The sequence below is a fragment of the Levilactobacillus paucivorans genome (genome assembly GCF_001437125.1).
In the GTDB taxonomy this organism is placed as follows: Bacteria; Bacillota; Bacilli; order Lactobacillales; family Lactobacillaceae; genus Levilactobacillus; species Levilactobacillus paucivorans.
In genome coordinates, this window is record NZ_JQCA01000032.1 from 29,715 (window position 1) to 45,196 (window position 15,482).

The window sequence follows — 15,482 nt, forward strand, 5'->3', positions numbered from 1 at the left end:
AGGGGCAGACATGTTTAGCAATAAATTAGATCGTTTAATTTGGCGGCGTCATCGCAAAATGATGGCCGTGATTGGTGGCATTGCCCTGTTGGGGACCGTCATGATGACGTTGATTCTACTGCACGCGCTGAAGCAGAATCCGGAACCCAATATTCACATTGTTTCGGGGTCAATTCACAAGTGGCAAGTGTATAAGGGAAACTACTTTAGCGCTTATTCCTGGTGGCTCATCTTTGCCTTCTGGCTGGGTGGGTTGGAAATCATGCACCTCGACCTACGGGACCACTTCAATGAGTTTCTCTTTAGCAGTGGCTTCAGTCGCTTGAAGGTCTACTGGGCTAAACTGCGGATCGCTCTGAGTGCGCTGTTGGGAATGTCAGTGGTGATCTTGGCCGTTCAATATCTCCTTTACTGGCTCAGCAAGCCGAATGGCACGACCTTCACGCTGGCCTGGCCAGGACTGATCACGTCTTGGGCGATGGGATTGGCTTTCTCCATTGGGATGTTCTCCCTGAGCTGGTTTGCCGCACTCATTGTCGGTCAGACCGGGTCGCTCATCGTGACGATCTCAGGCTTTACTCTTTCTTTAGTTGGTTTAGGTGGAATTGGTGGTAGTATCTTAAGTGGGTCCTGGTTCAAAATCTCCCAAGCAACCTTACCATGGATTGGTGCGGGCGTTTGGCTGATTACCGCGGTTGTCCTCTTTATCTGGGGAGCCGTTCTATATCCACACTTGTCACTCGAACATAATGGGGAATATCTCCTGTTCCCGCGCTTGCGGGTTCCGGTATACATTGTCTTTGTGGTGTACGTCACGTGGCTGTACAGCTACGATTCCGATGCCGCAACCATGTTGGGCGCATTTATCTTAGCAGCCCTCTTCGGTTACGGTTGGCTCTGGCGGCCCCGTTTGGGTGAAAAGTGGCATCAATGGCGAGAAAGTAAACAGGCTAGAGAGTAGGAATTTAAAATAGAAACATCGGATGGGCATGGCTTGGGGAAGTCAGTCATCCAGGGGGAGCGTTTGACCGTTGGGGAACGGTTGGACGACAAAAACAGGCATCGCTGACAAGTTTGTCGGCGGTGCCTGTTTTTTGATCTAGCGGTAGATTTGGTCGAGCGTCTTGCCGTGGGCGAGTTCGTCGATCAGTTTATCCAGGTAGCGAATGCGCTGCATGGTGGGATCGGCCACGTCCTCGACTCTGACGCCGCAGATGGACCCGGTGATTAGACTGGCTCGTGGATTGAAGGCTGGGGCCTGATCGAAGAAGGTCTGGCAATCAACGTTGGCCTGTAGCTGATGGTTGAGACCAGCCTGGTCATAACCAGTGAGCCACAAGATCGGTGCGTCAACTTCCTCAGCTGATCGGTTCTTTTTTTCGGCTTTACTTAGATAGAGAGGGTAGACCTTGGCAAAAGGCATGGTAAAGATTCGCTGTGTGGACATAACGAAAACTCCTTTCAAATGGCGTTCGTGCGGTACCAGTCGTAGATAGACTCGGCTTGATTGGCGGTTAAGTAACGCAAGGCAATGGCCTGATTACGATTACCGTGACGGACGTTAACAGTGAGGTGCATCAGGTGAGTGCGTTTCATCCAGATTGACTGACGTAAACGAACCGACTGAATTTTAGCCAGGGGCACCAAGTAGGTTTCACGGGTCCACCAGTGGCCGGTGCGCAGGACCAAGAGCTTGTGTCCGACTAAGCTGCCGCCGGTATTATTGGCTGCGAACAGGCCCTGACCAAAGGCAATGACTAAGACGAGGTCAAAGAGGGCGTTCCAGGTCGGCCAGAACCAAGTAGCAATGGCCACCGGAACTACAGCGATAAGCAGCGCGTTGCGGACCAGTAGCCACCGACGACCATTGGTCACACTCAGGGCCGATAGGTCGGGTGAGGTGGCTGGTGTCCAGTCAACGAAAGGTCGCAAGGCGGTATAGCTTTGTGGCAGGGTGACAGCCGGGAGAAGCACCAGGTCGTCATTGTTGTCCTCGGCCGCCGCACGGGAAGCCAGGAGGAGTTGGGCCGTTTGGATCCCAATCCATTGGCGGAAGACGTTCTGTTTGAACCGAACCGCCTGAATGCGTTGCAAGGGGACGGTGATGGTGTTGCGTTGAAAGAGGCCCTTGGCGACCTGAATTTGGTCACCAATCCGGGTTGCCCGGAAATGAAAGTAGCGAATGAGTAACATGACCACCGTAAAGAGCCAGGCGGCGACAGCAATCGCCAAGCCACCAATGATCAGGAACAGGCCGCTCAAGTGGGCCAAGTCCGATCCTAGGCGTTCGATGAGATTGTGAGGGAGCTTACCGTAGATCCCCAAGGCCACCAAGAGAATGGGGATAAATCCCGTCGATGTCAGGACAAATTGCCACCTAGGTCGAGTCGTCAGGGCGTAGGTGGCCTGTACGGCAGGAGCGATAACTGGTTCCGCGGAATTCGCTGTAGAGCTATCAGTCGGGACAGTGTTGGCCGCTTGACGATAGTGTTCGATGAGGGCTGCGACGTCCGGCGTTACCGCGGCCAGCCGGACCTCTGGTTTGCCATCTTCGTGGCTGGCCGTTTCAACCGAGACCTCTTCTAAATGAAAAGGTGCCAGATAGAACCATTGTTTCCGTTGCACTGTTTGAATGCGGGCATAGGGAATGTGTTCATGATGACGAACTAGAATGCCGGAGTGAAATTCCAAGGCCGTTGGGGTGACCCGATAGCTGATGGACCACCAGCTGATCAGAGGCCAAATGACGAAGATGAGAATCGCTGCGGGGATGAGAAGCTTGCCCCACCAGGACTGACTCTGAGCCAGAATAATAATCAAAAGAGGCCACCAATTTTTAACCGATTTGGCAAGGTGGTCGAGAAGGCCTAAGGGGTGCGTGCGTTTAGTTTTGGTCATGGCGGGCCTCCCGGGCGAGCTGCATGATCTGATCGCGCAGCTGTTCGGCGGTCGTCAGCTCCAGTCCTTCGATGGTGTGGGTCGTGGAGGCCGTAGCTACGGTGACCTTAGATAGCTTACGCCATTGGAGCAGCGGTCCGGCGTTGAGCGTCACATTTTGGACGCGGGCAATGGGGATGGCGACGCGCTTCTTGAAGATGAAGCCGGCCTGCATCTCAACGGCGGTGTCGGAAATCATGTAGCGGGTAAAACGATAACGATAGGGAATAAGAGCGGTTTCAATGATGGGTTCACCGATGGCAACGACCAGCATGGTGACGGTCAGCCAAGCAGCCCAATCCCAGTAGGTCTGAGCCAGCCAGAATAGGCCGGTTACGACGAGTAGAACCAGTAGGCTACCGATAGCGCTGATTCCCCAAATCAGCTTAATTCGGTTGGGTAGCGGGTGTTGTGATTGTGACATGAACTAACTTCCTCTCCTGTTAGAAACAGTGTAGCAAGGACCGCGGGAGGCGGCAACCCATCCGGAGGAGAAAAAATATTTTTGAACAGTGATCTAGACCAGTTACTGCGGCAGGTGAAACGATTAACCTAGTGGCGAAGACATCAATTTAGGGTTTGACGATTGGATTAGGAGTCCGTATAATACTCTCCAATAAGCAAACAGTCCTTTGAAGTTAGTCCCGTGAGGCTAGCAAAGGTACGGTAGAAACTACTGGGAAACCAGTGGGTGCTAGCGGCTGGAATTCTCGCGGGATTCGGCCGCTTTTTTTGTGGGCCCGGGGACTGAATACACCTACTTGGAGGAATTTATCATGGCACAAATCTATGTTGCAAGTCCGTTCTTCAGTCCCGAACAAATCGACCGCGTTCAACGGGTTGAACAAGCTTTAGAGGCCAATCCCACAGTCGTGGATTTCTATTCGCCACGCCTGCATCAAGACGCCGAACACGAACAATTCACGAAGCCCTGGGCAACTGAGATCTATCACCGTGACATGGACCAAATTGCGGCGGCTCAAATTGTGGTAACGGTGATTGACTTCGAAGCTGAAAATGTGGATTCCGGCACGGCCTATGAGTTGGGCGTGGCCACAATGAGTCACAAACCTATCATCGTCCTCCAAGAGAAGACGGAACAGGTCAACTTGATGATTTCGGAAAGCTTGCACTGGTACACTCAGGATGTGAAGGCCCTTGCTACTTATGACTTCCAGCAATTACCTAGTAATGAATTTACCGGGAAAGTGCTGTAATTCACGACAATCAAGGAGGGACTAACACATGGCACAGGAAATTAAAACGCTGGTCAAAGCACCAGCCAAGACTTATGGACGCGTCGATGCGGTCCCACGTGAGAGTCGCCGCATGGGAAATTGGGATTTATTTGCGACCTGGATTGGCGCTAATGCTAACAATGGGACCTGGTATATTGGTGGCGTGATTGCGGCGTGTGGTTTCTTGACGGCCTCGACAACACTGATGGTGGTGGGTGTTCTGGCCTACGTTCTGCTGGCCGCGGCTAGCTACATGGGTTATCGCACCGGGTTGCCGGCGATGGCGCTAACGCGGACCTCGTTTGGTCTACGAGGGAGCATTGTACCGTCGATTATTAATGTCGTTCAGTTCATTGGTTGGGCCGCGGTGAATACCTTTATTGCCGCGACGTCCATCAGTTACATATTTGGGGAGCTCTTCGGATGGCCCCTCTATGGCAAGCCGGGTGGTAACTTTGGCCTCATCGTGGGGATTATCATCATGAGCGTGTTGCACCTCCTGAGTATCTCGATGGGGGAACGGTCGGTGCGGTTGATTGAACGGGTCGGCATTATCCTGGTTGTGGTTTTCGTTCTTTGGGAGTCGGTCGTGGTCTTTCAGACGGTGTCATTCCATGATATCGTGAGCTGGCAACCACCGCATGCCTTGAAGATGTCTTCGGGCGTCGCGGCGGATACCCTAGCGGCCTTTAACCTGGCCTGGGTGACGGCGGCCTCCGACTTCAGTCGTTTTACCAATAAACGCTCGGCAGCCACAACCGCGTCATTTCTAGGGGCCAACATCGGTCTCTTCTGGTTTGCCTTGATTGGACTTTTTGCCACGATCGGGACGGCGGTATCGCTGAACCACTTTGACCCGAACAACTCAGACCCCAGTACCGTGGCTGCTAAATTAGGACTTGGGGTGATTGCCCTGCTGGTGATTGTTTTGACGAGTACGACGGCCAATGCCGTGAATTTGATGTCGGCCGGGTCAGCCTTAACGAACATCACCCATCGCCTTTCCTTAAACGTGAGCCTGTGGGTGGTGACGATTTTGGCGACTGCAGTGAGTTTTATTCCCGTTTATCTCGCTAGTTTTCTGGACGTCTTTGAAACCTTCCTCGATGGGATTGGCATGTTTCTGGGACCCGAGATTGCCATCTTCCTGCTTGATTACTTCGTGCTGAAACGGCGTCGCTACCACCTGAAGGAATTTACGGCCGTGCGTGGCGCCTACTGGTACGCGCATGGGGTGAACTGGGTGGCCGTCGCCAGCTGGGCACTCGGGGTCGCCGCATACTGGGGTCTCAAACAGGTCAGTGTGATTGCGGATACTGTCGGAGCCACATTTATCGCCATGGCTTTGACGGCTTTGATTTACTGGATTGGGATGTCGGTGACAACTTCTGAGGCTGGTAGTGAAGAACAAGTAAATTAGTTTAAATTGTCCGCCTGCGGCTGCCAGGGATTACGCCTGCTGTGGGGACGCTTCAGCCCGATGGGCTTCTCGCTCGATTTGAAGCCCCGCCAAGAGCACGGGTCTTCAAAGTCGCCCAGAATGTAAGGCCGAGATAAACCGCTCGGTCTAACATTCTCACCACGGCCGGCTCCATCCCTGGCCTCCTCCGGCTAAGATTCGACTTTTACCACTATACAGAAGAACCTGTTGTCATTAAATTAATGAGTAGTCTAATTGAATAAAAATGAAATTAAAAACTGGTAACCATCGCTTGGGGACTTCCAAGCCATGGTTACCAGTTTTGTTTTGTCGAAATGCATTTCCGTGGACTAGCCGTTGGTGTTTGAGATGTGACCCTAATGACCAGCCGCGGCGCCGCTGGCTGCGGCTTCTGCTTGCTTCTTGACATAGTCGATGGCAATGACTAAGCCAACTAACAGGAGCTCCTCCTGGTCATCAAAAGTGGAGATTTCATATTTGTCACCGACACTGAACCAACGTTTACGAATCTGACCGACGACGGTCCCTTGCCGCGAGACGTCAAAGTTCATGTCCCAGAAATCACCGGAAACTGTGAGGCCGGCCGCATTCAGGTCGTAGTGGGGTTTCAAAAAGGTGAAGCGCTTTTGAATCGTTGCCACCGAACGACCGCCAATCTCCAGAGTGAACTGAGGCATCAAGGTGAAGGGCTTCTTCGTCACGCTGGCCACGACGCGGTCGTTGAGATCGAGAATATCGAAATGTTTCGGAATCCGAAAGACGCTCCCAACCGCGTGATAGACGGGGTTGTCACGTTCATCGAGAATATCGAACTTATCTCGTAAGGACAAGACTTTTTGATTTAGGTAGAGTTTAGACATCGTGTTTCCTCCGATCCGAGTTGTGGTTGAGCTGATTTGAATGGCAGAATGGTTTGAGTAATTGACTCTATTCTAGTTGACTATTCGAGCTAAGGGAAGCCATTTGCAGAAACAAGAAAGCTAGGCACCCACGCCTCAAATGTGCAGGGAGGGGGCCTAGCTTTGTGTGGTTTGGTTTAGGATAGCCACGTCTTCATGGACGGCCAGCTCTCTTGGTTCACCACGATTCGTGGGGTCGCGTTGAGATCGGTTTGGTCGGTGACAATTCCGGAGTTCAGGGTGGCGACCCAACCGAGACGTTGACTCGCCAGAAACTGATTAATTTGGGTGGTACCCGAACCGTAAGGAAAGGCAAATGACGTGGCAGAAACGCCGGTATGTTGCTTTAGTTCGCGTTTAGACAATGCAAAGTCGCGCTGGAAACGACCCACAAAGTGTGGCTGCATGAACACCGGCTGAAAGTGGGCGTTCAAATGATGCAGGTTGTGGGTGTGTAACCCCAACGTCATGAGGGATCCGGCAGACTTTTGAGCCGTCCGAATCTGACGCCAGGTTGCCAGTTGCGTTCCCTCACGGTATTCGCCGGTATTCCCGGTGATAATGAACGTCGTGAAGGGGAAGTTGTAATGTTTCATCACGGGGATGGCATTGTCAATCACGGTGCGGTCGATGTCATCGAAGCTCAGTACGGCATATTTACCGTGGATCGGCTTTCCTGACCGTACCATCTGCGTCATGGTGTCGGCGGAGATGACCTGCACGTGATGCGCCTTCAGAAACTTCATTTGTGACTTGAATTGGTCCAGCGGCACGTTAAATTCGTGGAGTTGGGAGTTATTTGAAAGTCCTTGGACCAGACGGGTGGGCAGGCTATCCTGAAGCACACGGTGGTAGCAAAAGACCATGATGCCGTTCTGTACCTTTTGATACTGGGCGGGTAACGCGTAGCCGGCTTGCATGTGTTGTTGTTGATCGGCCTGTCGATGAGCGGTCCAGCCTAGGGTGAAGAACAGGGTTACCAGGAGGGTCACTAAGAGACCCTTACGAAATAAGCGTGACATTAGCGTTCCTCCTTTTTCAGACAGGCCCACCGCCAGCCAGCGTAAATGGGAACGAGGATCAGCAAGAGGCCGATCAAGGCCAACAAGTGATCATCGGCGTGGGCTTTCAGATTAAAGAGGAGGTACAGACTGACCAGCGTATCGCTGTACCAGCCAGCTTTAAAACTAATATTGTCCAAGACGATCATCGCGACAAATCCCCACAGGGCGGTTAGCACGAGCCCGCGAACGTAGCGACTGAAGCGACTCGTTTGGTGGCGAATGATGGGATCGATTGGTTGTTTTTGCATGTTAAATCCCCCGATCTGGACTGCGCCAAGTGCCAGTCCGTTGTGGACTAATGAAGTAGGAGCCAATCGCTGAAAGACAGCTGATTAGGTTGACCATCCAATAGTACAGGACGTAGACCGGTACGAGTAACAGTTCTGGCACCGCAAGCTTGGCGGTCACTTGCGAGGACAGAAAGCCCACAGTAAATTGGATCCCGCTTAATAGCAGCAGGATCACAAGAAGGTTTCCATCTAGCGCCAGTCCGTGTAGAAAGAGCAATTGAATGGCGTAACTGATGACGCTTAACGCCGTGAGGACCGCCCACAAATTACTGACCACTGTCTCCAATAACAGGAAACGTTGGCCCCACGGGTTACGATAGAAGCCACGCCAATTGGTAACCAGAACTTCAAGACCGCCGCGTGACCAGCGCTGACGTTGCTTAATCAAGCCGCGTAAGCGTTCGGGAACCAAGATCCAGCAGATGGCTCGTGGTTCGTAAGCGACGCGCCAGTGGTGCCGATAAAGGCGCCAGGTGACGTCGATATCCTCGGTCATGACATCGGGATTCCACCCGCCAACAGCAACCAGTGCTTCACGTCGAAAGGCCACGATGACCCCGGAAACGGTGGTAATGCTACCGGTTAAGTAGGCCTGAGCCTTCTTGATGAGATCGATCACCCCAATGTACTCCAACAGTTGGAGACGACCTAGCAGATTAGAACGGTTACGGACGACGGGTTTTCCCGTCACGGCGCCGCAGTCCGGTTGGGCGATCAGCGTGGTGATTAATTGGGTAACGGCATCCGGCGACAGCAGTGAGTCGGCATCAATGGCCACGAGATAGTCTCCCCGAGCGACTCGTAGACCTTGATTCAGGGCATTGGCCTTACCACGATTCACCGGCAACGCCACAATGGTCATGTCAAGCTGACCACGCCACTGTTCCTTGAGTGAGGCCATGAGGTCTCGCGTGGCATCGCTACTACAATCATCAATTAAAACCACCTCATAATGGCTGTAATCCAACGCTGCTAAGGACTGGATGGCCTCTTCTAGTGTCGCCACCTCATTGTGAGCTGGAACTAGGATTGAGACGAATGGGGCCTCAACGGGCTTGACCAAGGTGCGCGATTGTTGCCGTCGATAGAGGCTTGAAAACAGGCAGCCGGTAATCCAAATGATCGAAACGAAGATGGGATAGCCGACCACAAAGGCCGTACTTAGATTGTTAAACCACATAACTTTAAAATTCTCCCCCAATATTGAACATAAACGATATTAACTAGCTTGACCTAGAGCATAGCATGCTAGGAGGGGCGGTGAAATGGGGGAATTGAATTGTGGTAAAAACGTAAGCTTTAATAATTATATTTATTTTTAATTGTTCTTGGCCGAGCGGTCGACGGGAATTATTGCGGGTCACCGTGGTAGAATGAGGAGTGGAAAGATAAGAATTGGAGGGTGATCGGAATGATGCAAAAGATGCCAATTTTACCATTAGTGGACCGGTTGGTTGCGGGCGAAAGCGTAACGCTATCCACGGACGTTGGTCAGGATGTCTTAATTCAGCCAGAAGTCGTTGAAGGCCGGATGACAGGAAACTACCTGAGCAGTGCCTTACCAGGTGTGCGTTACGATGATCCACGGATTATCTTAAAGGAAACGTTGACGGACTTTGATGAACGGAACATTACCATTACCAGCATCGATTAATCCGGCTGTTAAATAAACAGAGCAGACCCCCTTCAGCCCATCGGGCAAGGGGGCCTTGTCTATATCCTCAAGCCGATTGAAAAGTGAAGTGAAGTAAAGTGAAGATTGACTTTGCGATGTTAACAGCGCGTGAGATTCTGAAGATCCGACTGTTAACCTTTATGAATGACCACGGGCGCCACTTTAATTTGACCGACTTTGCGGAATCGACGTCCGTGAGCTACTCGCGAGCTTACCACGTGTTGTTGAGTCTACGCGCCGACTTAAAAGTCTTAGATGCCCAAACGACGTTGACTAAGGATGACCTCCAGACGGCGGTTACGATGGATGGCTATCGGCACTGGCTGTACACGACCAGTTTGCCCTATCAAATGATGATGGCGACCTTGACGCAGAAGTATCCGACGATTGCCGCTTTTTGCGAGGATCACCAGATCAGCTCATCCACCTTTAACCGGCGGATTCGACCGATGAAACAGCAGTTGGCGCAATACGATTTACAGTTTGCGGCGAATCCATTGCGGTTGACCGGGAATGAAGCGTTGATTGAACTGTTGTATTTTATGCTGTTTAGTACCACGATCACGGCGGTCGGGGAACTGCCGGCAATTCCGGTTGCCTTGCAACCACTGCGTCGGGCGTTGATTGAGACCTATACGAATGATGAGTTGTATCAAGAATCCACTAGTCTGGCCCAACGCCGGGAACTTCTGATTACGGTAGCTGTTTTGCGCTGGTCACAGGGTCACCGGTACAAATCATTGCGGTTTGCCATTGGCCACCTGGTGGATCTCCGGCAGTTAGCGGGGATGTTGCAGGCATCGCTGGGGGTTACGCCTCAGGTGGCGTTGCGACAGTTGGCGCCGTTAGACTATCTGCTGACCAGTTCACCATATTTCGTCCGTGCCTTGCAGCCCCATGCGATGGTGCGTCTGTATCTAGCGTTGAAGCAGCACGTTGGTAGCTATGAATTAGCACCTGGCGTGCCAGCACTCAGTGACTATGCGACCGGCCGGAACTGGTTTGCCAACTGGTTATTTGCGTTATGTCAGTTCATGTTACTGTTTCGGGTGGACCCGTTGCTCCGACCGGAAATTACTGCGCTTTACCAGCCAACCGATGAATCAAAGGCTGCGGCGTTGGCGATTGCCAAATCCATGCAGCGGCTGTATCCCCAGCAGGTGATCCCGGCCGACTTGCGGCTGGTTCAACGTTACCTGAGTAAGTACACCAATGGCTTGACGTTGACGGCCGCCAAGGTAGAGATTCTGGTTACCTACGATATGATTGGGGTTACCACGGATATCTTTAACCGGTTGCTCAGTGGGATCGTCCATCTGAGTCTGCTGACCGATCAGACTGTGATTGAACCCGATCGACGTGATAATTACTTGGTCATTTATGGCGTGGATCCGCTAGCGGCCGGGTTTGCTGAGCAACATCAGTTGGAGTCTTTCCACTGGGTCAAGGAGATTGCCTATGGGGAGAACTTGGATCGATTGATTGGCGTGTTGCGGCATCACGATCTGTCGTTATTTGCCTTAGACTTTAATAATCGCAGCCACCAACCAGATTAGGAAGTGGCGACCAAGGATTCGGGTGCTTGCTCGAGTCCTTTTTAAGTGGTCGGCGATTCCAAGCTGCCGGGGAAAGGGCATAGAGCACAGTCCCTATTCGTGGTACAATGAAAGCGGATACATAGATAAAAATTGGAGTGGAAAACGATGGTGGAGGAAGCGCAATTACGCCAGTTAACACAAATCTATGGGGTGGTGACCAAGTGTTACAACCAGCCCCTAGCCAGCCTTGACTTGAACTTGCCCCAGTGTGAGTTGTTGAATTATGTTGCTGTCGATCAGCTGACCGTGGCTCAGGCCGCGGAAAAGCTGGGATTCTCTGCGACACGAACCTCTAACTTAGTGGTGGATCTCTGTAAGCGCGGCTATTTGAGTCAGCGCGTCATTTCACGTGACCGGCGTCGGCGCTACTTGGCGTTGACACCTGCGGGGGAGAGTCAACTGGCTGTGATTCAACGGGAGTTGCCCGATCAGCTGGCGGGAATCCTTCAACATTTAAAGAATACGACCGTAGAAGAAAACCGGCAGACCAGTTAAGGTCTCCCGGTTTTTTGTTGATCATTCAGGGAATGTGCGGCCGTTTGGGAATGTGCCCAAAGGTCGGCGATGAGGCCACTTATCACGGTTATGGCGAGGCCGGCCACGCCTAAGCTAACGAGTCCGACGGTCGTTGCGGTCACGCGACCAGCAACCCAGGCACTGAGGCCAGCGATAACCAGAACGGCAATGAAAATAGGGGCGAGCATTTTTAGAAAGAATCTCGTGTGATTCATGCGTCAACAGCACCTTTCCGAAAAAAATAAGACTTTGCCTATTATCCGCGCGCCCTGGTTGAATTGCAAGGTTCGGGGGTATTTTTAGGTTTAGTTATTTATCGGGTAATATAAAATAAAAGTTTGGCTAATCAAAATAAATCTTTACAACCCCTGTCGCGTCAGTATAATGGTGAGATAGCTAAAGAGAAAGAGAGCGTGAAAAAAACATGAGCGACAATGTTTCAACGGAAAACACCGGGGTGACCGGTTACGCAAACGGGCCGTCCTTGCAAGAAATCAATGGCACGGTGGCCATTCCGAAGAGTAAAGGATTTTGGAAGAACCTGATGGCCTTTTCTGGACCGGGAGCTCTGGTTGCCGTGGGTTACATGGATCCAGGTAATTGGGTAACGTCAATCGGTGGGGGTGCACAGTACGGGTACCTGTTAATGTCTGTGATCTTGATTTCGAGTTTAATCGCGATGTTATTACAATACATGGCGGCTAAACTGGGAATTGTGACTCAAATGGACTTGGCCCAAGCGACGCGGGCTCATACGACCAAACGCATTGGGGCCATCCTCTGGGTGGTAACAGAATTAGCCATTATGGCCACGGATATTGCCGAGGTGATCGGGGGCGCCATTGCTCTGCAATTACTCTTTGGGGTACCGCTGATCTTGGGGGTTTCCCTGACGGTCTTTGACGTGTTACTTCTATTAGTATTAACCAAGCTGGGTTTCCGAAAGATCGAAGCCATTGTGGTTTGCTTGATTACCGTGATCCTCGTGGTCTTTGCCTATGAAGTGATCATCGCCCAACCTAACATGGGAGAAGCGGTGGCTAACTTGGTTCCACGGACGGAAATCATGCATACGGGGCAGTTGACGATGGCTTTGGGAATCGTCGGGGCGACTGTGATGCCACATAACCTTTACCTGCATTCTTCCATCTCGCAAAGCCGGAAGTTCGATCGCACGGACCCAGATGAGATGCGACGGGCAGTGAAGTTCACCACCTGGGACTCTAACATTCAGTTGTTCGGGGCGTTCGTCATCAACTGTCTCTTGTTACTGTTGGGAGCAGCCATGTTCTTCGGCAAGGCGACCGACCAGTTGGGCACGTTCGGAAACCTGTACGCAGCCTTACAGGATAATCGACTGGCTGGGGCAGTGGCTTCACCACTCTTGTCGACATTGTTTGCGGTGGCTTTATTAGCCTCCGGACAGAACTCGACGATTACCGGAACGTTGACCGGACAAGTTATTATGGAAGGCTTCATCAATATGAAGGTCCCTTTGTGGGTTCGTCGATTGGTGACCCGACTGGTTTCCGTGGTTCCCGTTGTGGTCTGCACGATTATCTATGGGGGTAATGAAGCAGCGCTAGATCATTTATTAGTAAACTCGCAGGTCTTCCTGTCGATCGCCTTGCCGTTTTCCATGATTCCACTGACGGTCTTCACCTCTTCTAAGAAGATTATGGGTGAGGAGTACGTTAATAAGAAGTGGGTTACCATTCTGGCTTGGGTTTGTACCGCAGTTTTGACTATTTTGAACCTCCAAATTGTTTGGGGAAGTCTCAGCGGGTTATTTTAACCCCGCCATGTATTGACTTTTCGGGGATGGGCCGGTATGATCACATCATAAGCGATGAAGCAGTACAGTAGTGAGGGTGGCACCGGTTAAGAGACCTAACGGCGCTGGAAGTTAGGACGACCATCATCACGAATTACCCTGTGGAGCGGCCGAGTGATCGGCGGGTCATTCCGTTAACAATGACGAGCGGTTGTCAATTGACAACAACTTGGGTGGTAACGCGGATTTCAATTCGTCCCTGATGACTATTAGTCATTGGGGACTTTTTTATTGGAAATAAACCTTAGGAGGACTTGCAGATGTCAATTATTGATGAACTAAAATGGCGTGGTGCCATTAACCAGCAAACGGATGAAGCCGGGCTGGGTGAACTGGTAAATGAAAAGGCAGTGGGTCTCTACGCTGGGATCGACCCCACTGGGGACTCCATGCACATTGGACACCTGATTCCCTTCATGATTTTGAAACGATTCCAATTAGCTGGCCATCGACCATACATTGTGATTGGTGGGGCTACCGGTTCAATCGGAGACCCGTCAGGTAAGAAGGCCGAACGAGTTCTTCAAACGATGGACCAAGTTCGTCACAACCAAGAGTGCCTGACAAAACAAATGGAACATCTCTTCGGACAGGACGGGACCTTTAAGATCGTGAACAACTACGATTGGTTATCCAAGCTCTCCCTCCTGGACTTCCTGCGTGATTACGGGAAGCTGTTTAACGTGAACAACATGTTAAATAAGGAAGTTGTGGCCTCACGGCTAGAAGTCGGGATTTCCTACACGGAATTCACTTACCAAATCTTACAATCGATCGATTTCCTTCATTTGTTCACGGCAGAAGATGTCCAACTCCAAATCGGGGGTGCCGACCAATGGGGGAACATCACTGCCGGAATTGACCTGATTCATAAGGAACAGGGTGGCGAAGCTAAGGCTTACGGGTTAACGATTCCATTATTGCTGAAGGCTGACGGGACTAAGTTCGGGAAGTCCGAAGGGGGCAACATCTGGTTGGACCCTGAAAAGACGTCACCTTACGAGTTCTACCAATTCTGGATTAACACGGATGACCGCGATGTTGTTAAATTCTTGAAGTACTTTACCTTCTTAGATGAAGATCAAATCAAGGAATTAGAGACGGCTGTGGCGACGCACCCAGAGAAGCGGGAAGCCCAAAAGCGGTTAGCTGAAGAAGTGACGGCCTTTGTTCACGGGGATGAAGCCGTGGTTGAAGCCGAACATATTACCAAGGCCTTGTTCTCTGGTAATGTGGCTGACCTGTCTGCTAGTGAAATCGAACAAGGTTTCAAGAAGATGCCATCCGTAACGGTTAGCGCCGAAACGAAGAACATCGTCGAATGGTTAGTTGATGACACCAAGATTGAATCTTCACGGCGTCAAGCCCGTGAAGACATCACGAACGGTGCGATTCGGGTTAATGGTGAAAAGGTCACGGATGTGGCTGCTGATGTTGACCTTAAGAGTGCCTTTGACGGTAAGTTTGTGATTATTCGTCGTGGGAAGAAGCGTTACTTCTTAGTCCGGATTGCCGATTAAGGATTGAATAGATGGAGCCCAATTGCCAGTAATGGTAGTTGGGCTTTTTTGGCGCCAGAATAAAGGCGAATGATTGCCAAGGAAAAGGTAGGAAACACACGGCCGTCAGTTAACAATTCACGAGCTTTCAACCATAAGATTTGCCTTTGAAAAAAGATACGTTTATTTTCAATTTTTAGTTGACGGTGGGGGTCTCTGGTTGGTATAGTTATAGACGTTGTCACAGCGAGTCACCAACTAGACCAATTTAAGCATTGAAAATAGTTGTTGACAGAGCAGATGGCAAGATGTTATATTGGTTGAGCTGTTGCATTTGTGGCAGTCAATTGCAACGAAATATTGATACATCAATATTTCGTTGACAGCATACTGATAGAATGGTATGATAATTAAGCTGATTGCTTCGGCAAACAGCTGGTAGACCTTTGAAAACTGAACATTGTTTCGACAAACCAAATATGTGTAGGGCG

16 protein-coding genes and 1 other annotated feature are annotated in these 15,482 nt (G+C 51.1%); of the genes, 8 read left to right on the plus strand and 8 right to left on the minus strand.

The window, feature by feature from the left end; all coding sequences use genetic code 11:
* The first annotated feature begins 10 nt into the window (after window positions 1-10).
* Window positions 11-961, plus strand: coding sequence for an ABC transporter permease (locus IV54_RS02770; RefSeq protein ID WP_057877874.1), 951 nt, complete (start codon window positions 11-13; stop codon window positions 959-961).
* A 138-nt stretch (window positions 962-1,099) separates the two neighbouring features.
* Here IV54_RS02770 and IV54_RS02775 read toward each other — a convergent pair whose 3' ends face one another.
* Genes IV54_RS02775 through IV54_RS02785 form a run of 3 tightly spaced genes read right to left on the minus strand, consistent with a single transcriptional unit; the run spans window position 1,100 to window position 3,361 of the window.
* The gene (locus tag IV54_RS02775) at window positions 1,100-1,447 is read right to left on the minus strand and encodes a DUF2200 domain-containing protein (protein ID WP_057877875.1); all 348 of its coding nucleotides are present in this window, start codon (window positions 1,445-1,447) and stop codon (window positions 1,100-1,102) included.
* Between the two features lie 14 nt (window positions 1,448-1,461).
* A complete protein-coding gene (locus IV54_RS02780) occupies window positions 1,462-2,898 on the minus strand; it encodes a PH domain-containing protein (RefSeq protein WP_057877876.1) in 1,437 nt (478 codons plus the stop codon).
* Complete coding sequence (locus IV54_RS02785; RefSeq protein ID WP_057877877.1) at window positions 2,885-3,361, minus strand: PH domain-containing protein; 477 nt, start codon at window positions 3,359-3,361, stop codon at window positions 2,885-2,887. The genes IV54_RS02780 and IV54_RS02785 overlap by 14 nt, the downstream gene beginning before the upstream one ends.
* A 352-nt stretch (window positions 3,362-3,713) precedes the next feature.
* Between IV54_RS02785 and IV54_RS02790 the strand changes: the two genes are divergently transcribed.
* Window positions 3,714-4,154 carry a nucleoside 2-deoxyribosyltransferase gene (locus IV54_RS02790; protein WP_057877878.1) on the plus strand — a complete coding sequence of 147 codons (441 nt, stop codon included), beginning with the start codon at window positions 3,714-3,716 and terminating at the stop codon, window positions 4,152-4,154.
* A gap of 28 nt (window positions 4,155-4,182) precedes the next feature.
* Window positions 4,183-5,595: a cytosine permease gene (locus IV54_RS02795; protein ID WP_057877879.1), complete on the plus strand. Its 1,413-nt coding sequence runs from the start codon at window positions 4,183-4,185 to the stop codon at window positions 5,593-5,595.
* A gap of 377 nt (window positions 5,596-5,972) precedes the next feature.
* Here the strand turns inward: IV54_RS02795 and IV54_RS02800 are convergent, their stop codons facing one another.
* The 4 genes from IV54_RS02800 to IV54_RS02815 all read right to left on the minus strand — a co-directional run bounded on the left by IV54_RS02800 (window position 5,973) and on the right by IV54_RS02815 (window position 9,049).
* Window positions 5,973-6,476: an LURP-one-related/scramblase family protein gene (locus IV54_RS02800; RefSeq protein WP_057877880.1), complete on the minus strand. Its 504-nt coding sequence runs from the start codon at window positions 6,474-6,476 to the stop codon at window positions 5,973-5,975.
* Between the two features lie 176 nt (window positions 6,477-6,652).
* On the minus strand, window positions 6,653-7,537 hold the full coding sequence (locus IV54_RS02805; protein ID WP_057877881.1) for a polysaccharide deacetylase family protein: 885 nt from the start codon (window positions 7,535-7,537) through the stop codon (window positions 6,653-6,655).
* The gene (locus tag IV54_RS02810) at window positions 7,537-7,827 is read right to left on the minus strand and encodes a hypothetical protein (protein WP_057877882.1); all 291 of its coding nucleotides are present in this window, start codon (window positions 7,825-7,827) and stop codon (window positions 7,537-7,539) included. Before IV54_RS02810 ends, IV54_RS02805 begins: the two co-directional genes overlap by 1 nt.
* Before the next feature lies 1 nt (window position 7,828).
* A complete protein-coding gene (locus tag IV54_RS02815) occupies window positions 7,829-9,049 on the minus strand; it encodes a glycosyltransferase family 2 protein (RefSeq protein ID WP_057877883.1) in 1,221 nt (406 codons plus the stop codon).
* Window positions 9,050-9,280: 231 nt separating this feature from the next.
* Here IV54_RS02815 and IV54_RS02820 point away from each other — a divergent pair, with 231 nt between their 5' ends.
* From IV54_RS02820 to IV54_RS02830, 3 genes are all read left to right on the plus strand, one after another.
* The gene (locus IV54_RS02820) at window positions 9,281-9,523 is read left to right on the plus strand and encodes a hypothetical protein (RefSeq protein ID WP_057877884.1); all 243 of its coding nucleotides are present in this window, start codon (window positions 9,281-9,283) and stop codon (window positions 9,521-9,523) included.
* A gap of 98 nt (window positions 9,524-9,621) precedes the next feature.
* Window positions 9,622-11,100 carry a helix-turn-helix domain-containing protein gene (locus IV54_RS02825; protein WP_057877885.1) on the plus strand — a complete coding sequence of 493 codons (1,479 nt, stop codon included), beginning with the start codon at window positions 9,622-9,624 and terminating at the stop codon, window positions 11,098-11,100.
* A gap of 147 nt (window positions 11,101-11,247) precedes the next feature.
* Window positions 11,248-11,637 (plus strand): MarR family winged helix-turn-helix transcriptional regulator, encoded by a 390-nt coding sequence (locus tag IV54_RS02830; protein ID WP_057877886.1) that lies wholly within the window; start codon window positions 11,248-11,250, stop codon window positions 11,635-11,637.
* Here the strand turns inward: IV54_RS02830 and IV54_RS02835 are convergent.
* Window positions 11,634-11,873, minus strand: coding sequence for a hypothetical protein (locus tag IV54_RS02835; protein ID WP_057877887.1), 240 nt, complete (start codon window positions 11,871-11,873; stop codon window positions 11,634-11,636). The two genes, IV54_RS02830 and IV54_RS02835, sit on opposite strands and share 4 nt — an antisense overlap.
* 209 nt (window positions 11,874-12,082) lie before the next feature.
* On the opposite strand from IV54_RS02835, the gene IV54_RS02840 reads away from it, so the two are divergent.
* Window positions 12,083-13,453 (plus strand): Nramp family divalent metal transporter, encoded by a 1,371-nt coding sequence (locus tag IV54_RS02840; RefSeq protein ID WP_057877888.1) that lies wholly within the window; start codon window positions 12,083-12,085, stop codon window positions 13,451-13,453.
* A gap of 45 nt (window positions 13,454-13,498) precedes the next feature.
* Window positions 13,499-13,696 (plus strand) — a binding site (T-box leader).
* Between the two features lie 56 nt (window positions 13,697-13,752).
* Window positions 13,753-15,012, plus strand: coding sequence for a tyrosine--tRNA ligase (gene tyrS / locus IV54_RS02845; protein WP_057877889.1), 1,260 nt, complete (start codon window positions 13,753-13,755; stop codon window positions 15,010-15,012).
* The last annotated feature ends 470 nt before the right edge of the window (window positions 15,013-15,482 follow it).

Excerpts from the sequence above, each read along its gene's own strand:
- IV54_RS02770 (WP_057877874.1), top strand. The coding sequence starts at position 11 with ATGTTTAGCAATAAATTAGATCGTTTAATTTGGCGGCGTCATCGCAAA.
- IV54_RS02775 (WP_057877875.1), bottom strand. The coding sequence starts at position 1,447 with ATGTCCACACAGCGAATCTTTACCATGCCTTTTGCCAAGGTCTACCCT.
- IV54_RS02780 (WP_057877876.1), bottom strand. The coding sequence starts at position 2,898 with ATGACCAAAACTAAACGCACGCACCCCTTAGGCCTTCTCGACCACCTT.
- IV54_RS02785 (WP_057877877.1), bottom strand. The coding sequence starts at position 3,361 with ATGTCACAATCACAACACCCGCTACCCAACCGAATTAAGCTGATTTGG.
- IV54_RS02790 (WP_057877878.1), top strand. The coding sequence starts at position 3,714 with ATGGCACAAATCTATGTTGCAAGTCCGTTCTTCAGTCCCGAACAAATC.
- IV54_RS02795 (WP_057877879.1), top strand. The coding sequence starts at position 4,183 with ATGGCACAGGAAATTAAAACGCTGGTCAAAGCACCAGCCAAGACTTAT.
- IV54_RS02800 (WP_057877880.1), bottom strand. The coding sequence starts at position 6,476 with ATGTCTAAACTCTACCTAAATCAAAAAGTCTTGTCCTTACGAGATAAG.
- IV54_RS02805 (WP_057877881.1), bottom strand. The coding sequence starts at position 7,537 with ATGTCACGCTTATTTCGTAAGGGTCTCTTAGTGACCCTCCTGGTAACC.
- IV54_RS02810 (WP_057877882.1), bottom strand. The coding sequence starts at position 7,827 with ATGCAAAAACAACCAATCGATCCCATCATTCGCCACCAAACGAGTCGC.
- IV54_RS02815 (WP_057877883.1), bottom strand. The coding sequence starts at position 9,049 with ATGTGGTTTAACAATCTAAGTACGGCCTTTGTGGTCGGCTATCCCATC.
- IV54_RS02820 (WP_057877884.1), top strand. The coding sequence starts at position 9,281 with ATGATGCAAAAGATGCCAATTTTACCATTAGTGGACCGGTTGGTTGCG.
- IV54_RS02830 (WP_057877886.1), top strand. The coding sequence starts at position 11,248 with ATGGTGGAGGAAGCGCAATTACGCCAGTTAACACAAATCTATGGGGTG.
- IV54_RS02835 (WP_057877887.1), bottom strand. The coding sequence starts at position 11,873 with ATGAATCACACGAGATTCTTTCTAAAAATGCTCGCCCCTATTTTCATT.
- IV54_RS02840 (WP_057877888.1), top strand. The coding sequence starts at position 12,083 with ATGAGCGACAATGTTTCAACGGAAAACACCGGGGTGACCGGTTACGCA.
- tyrS (WP_057877889.1), top strand. The coding sequence starts at position 13,753 with ATGTCAATTATTGATGAACTAAAATGGCGTGGTGCCATTAACCAGCAA.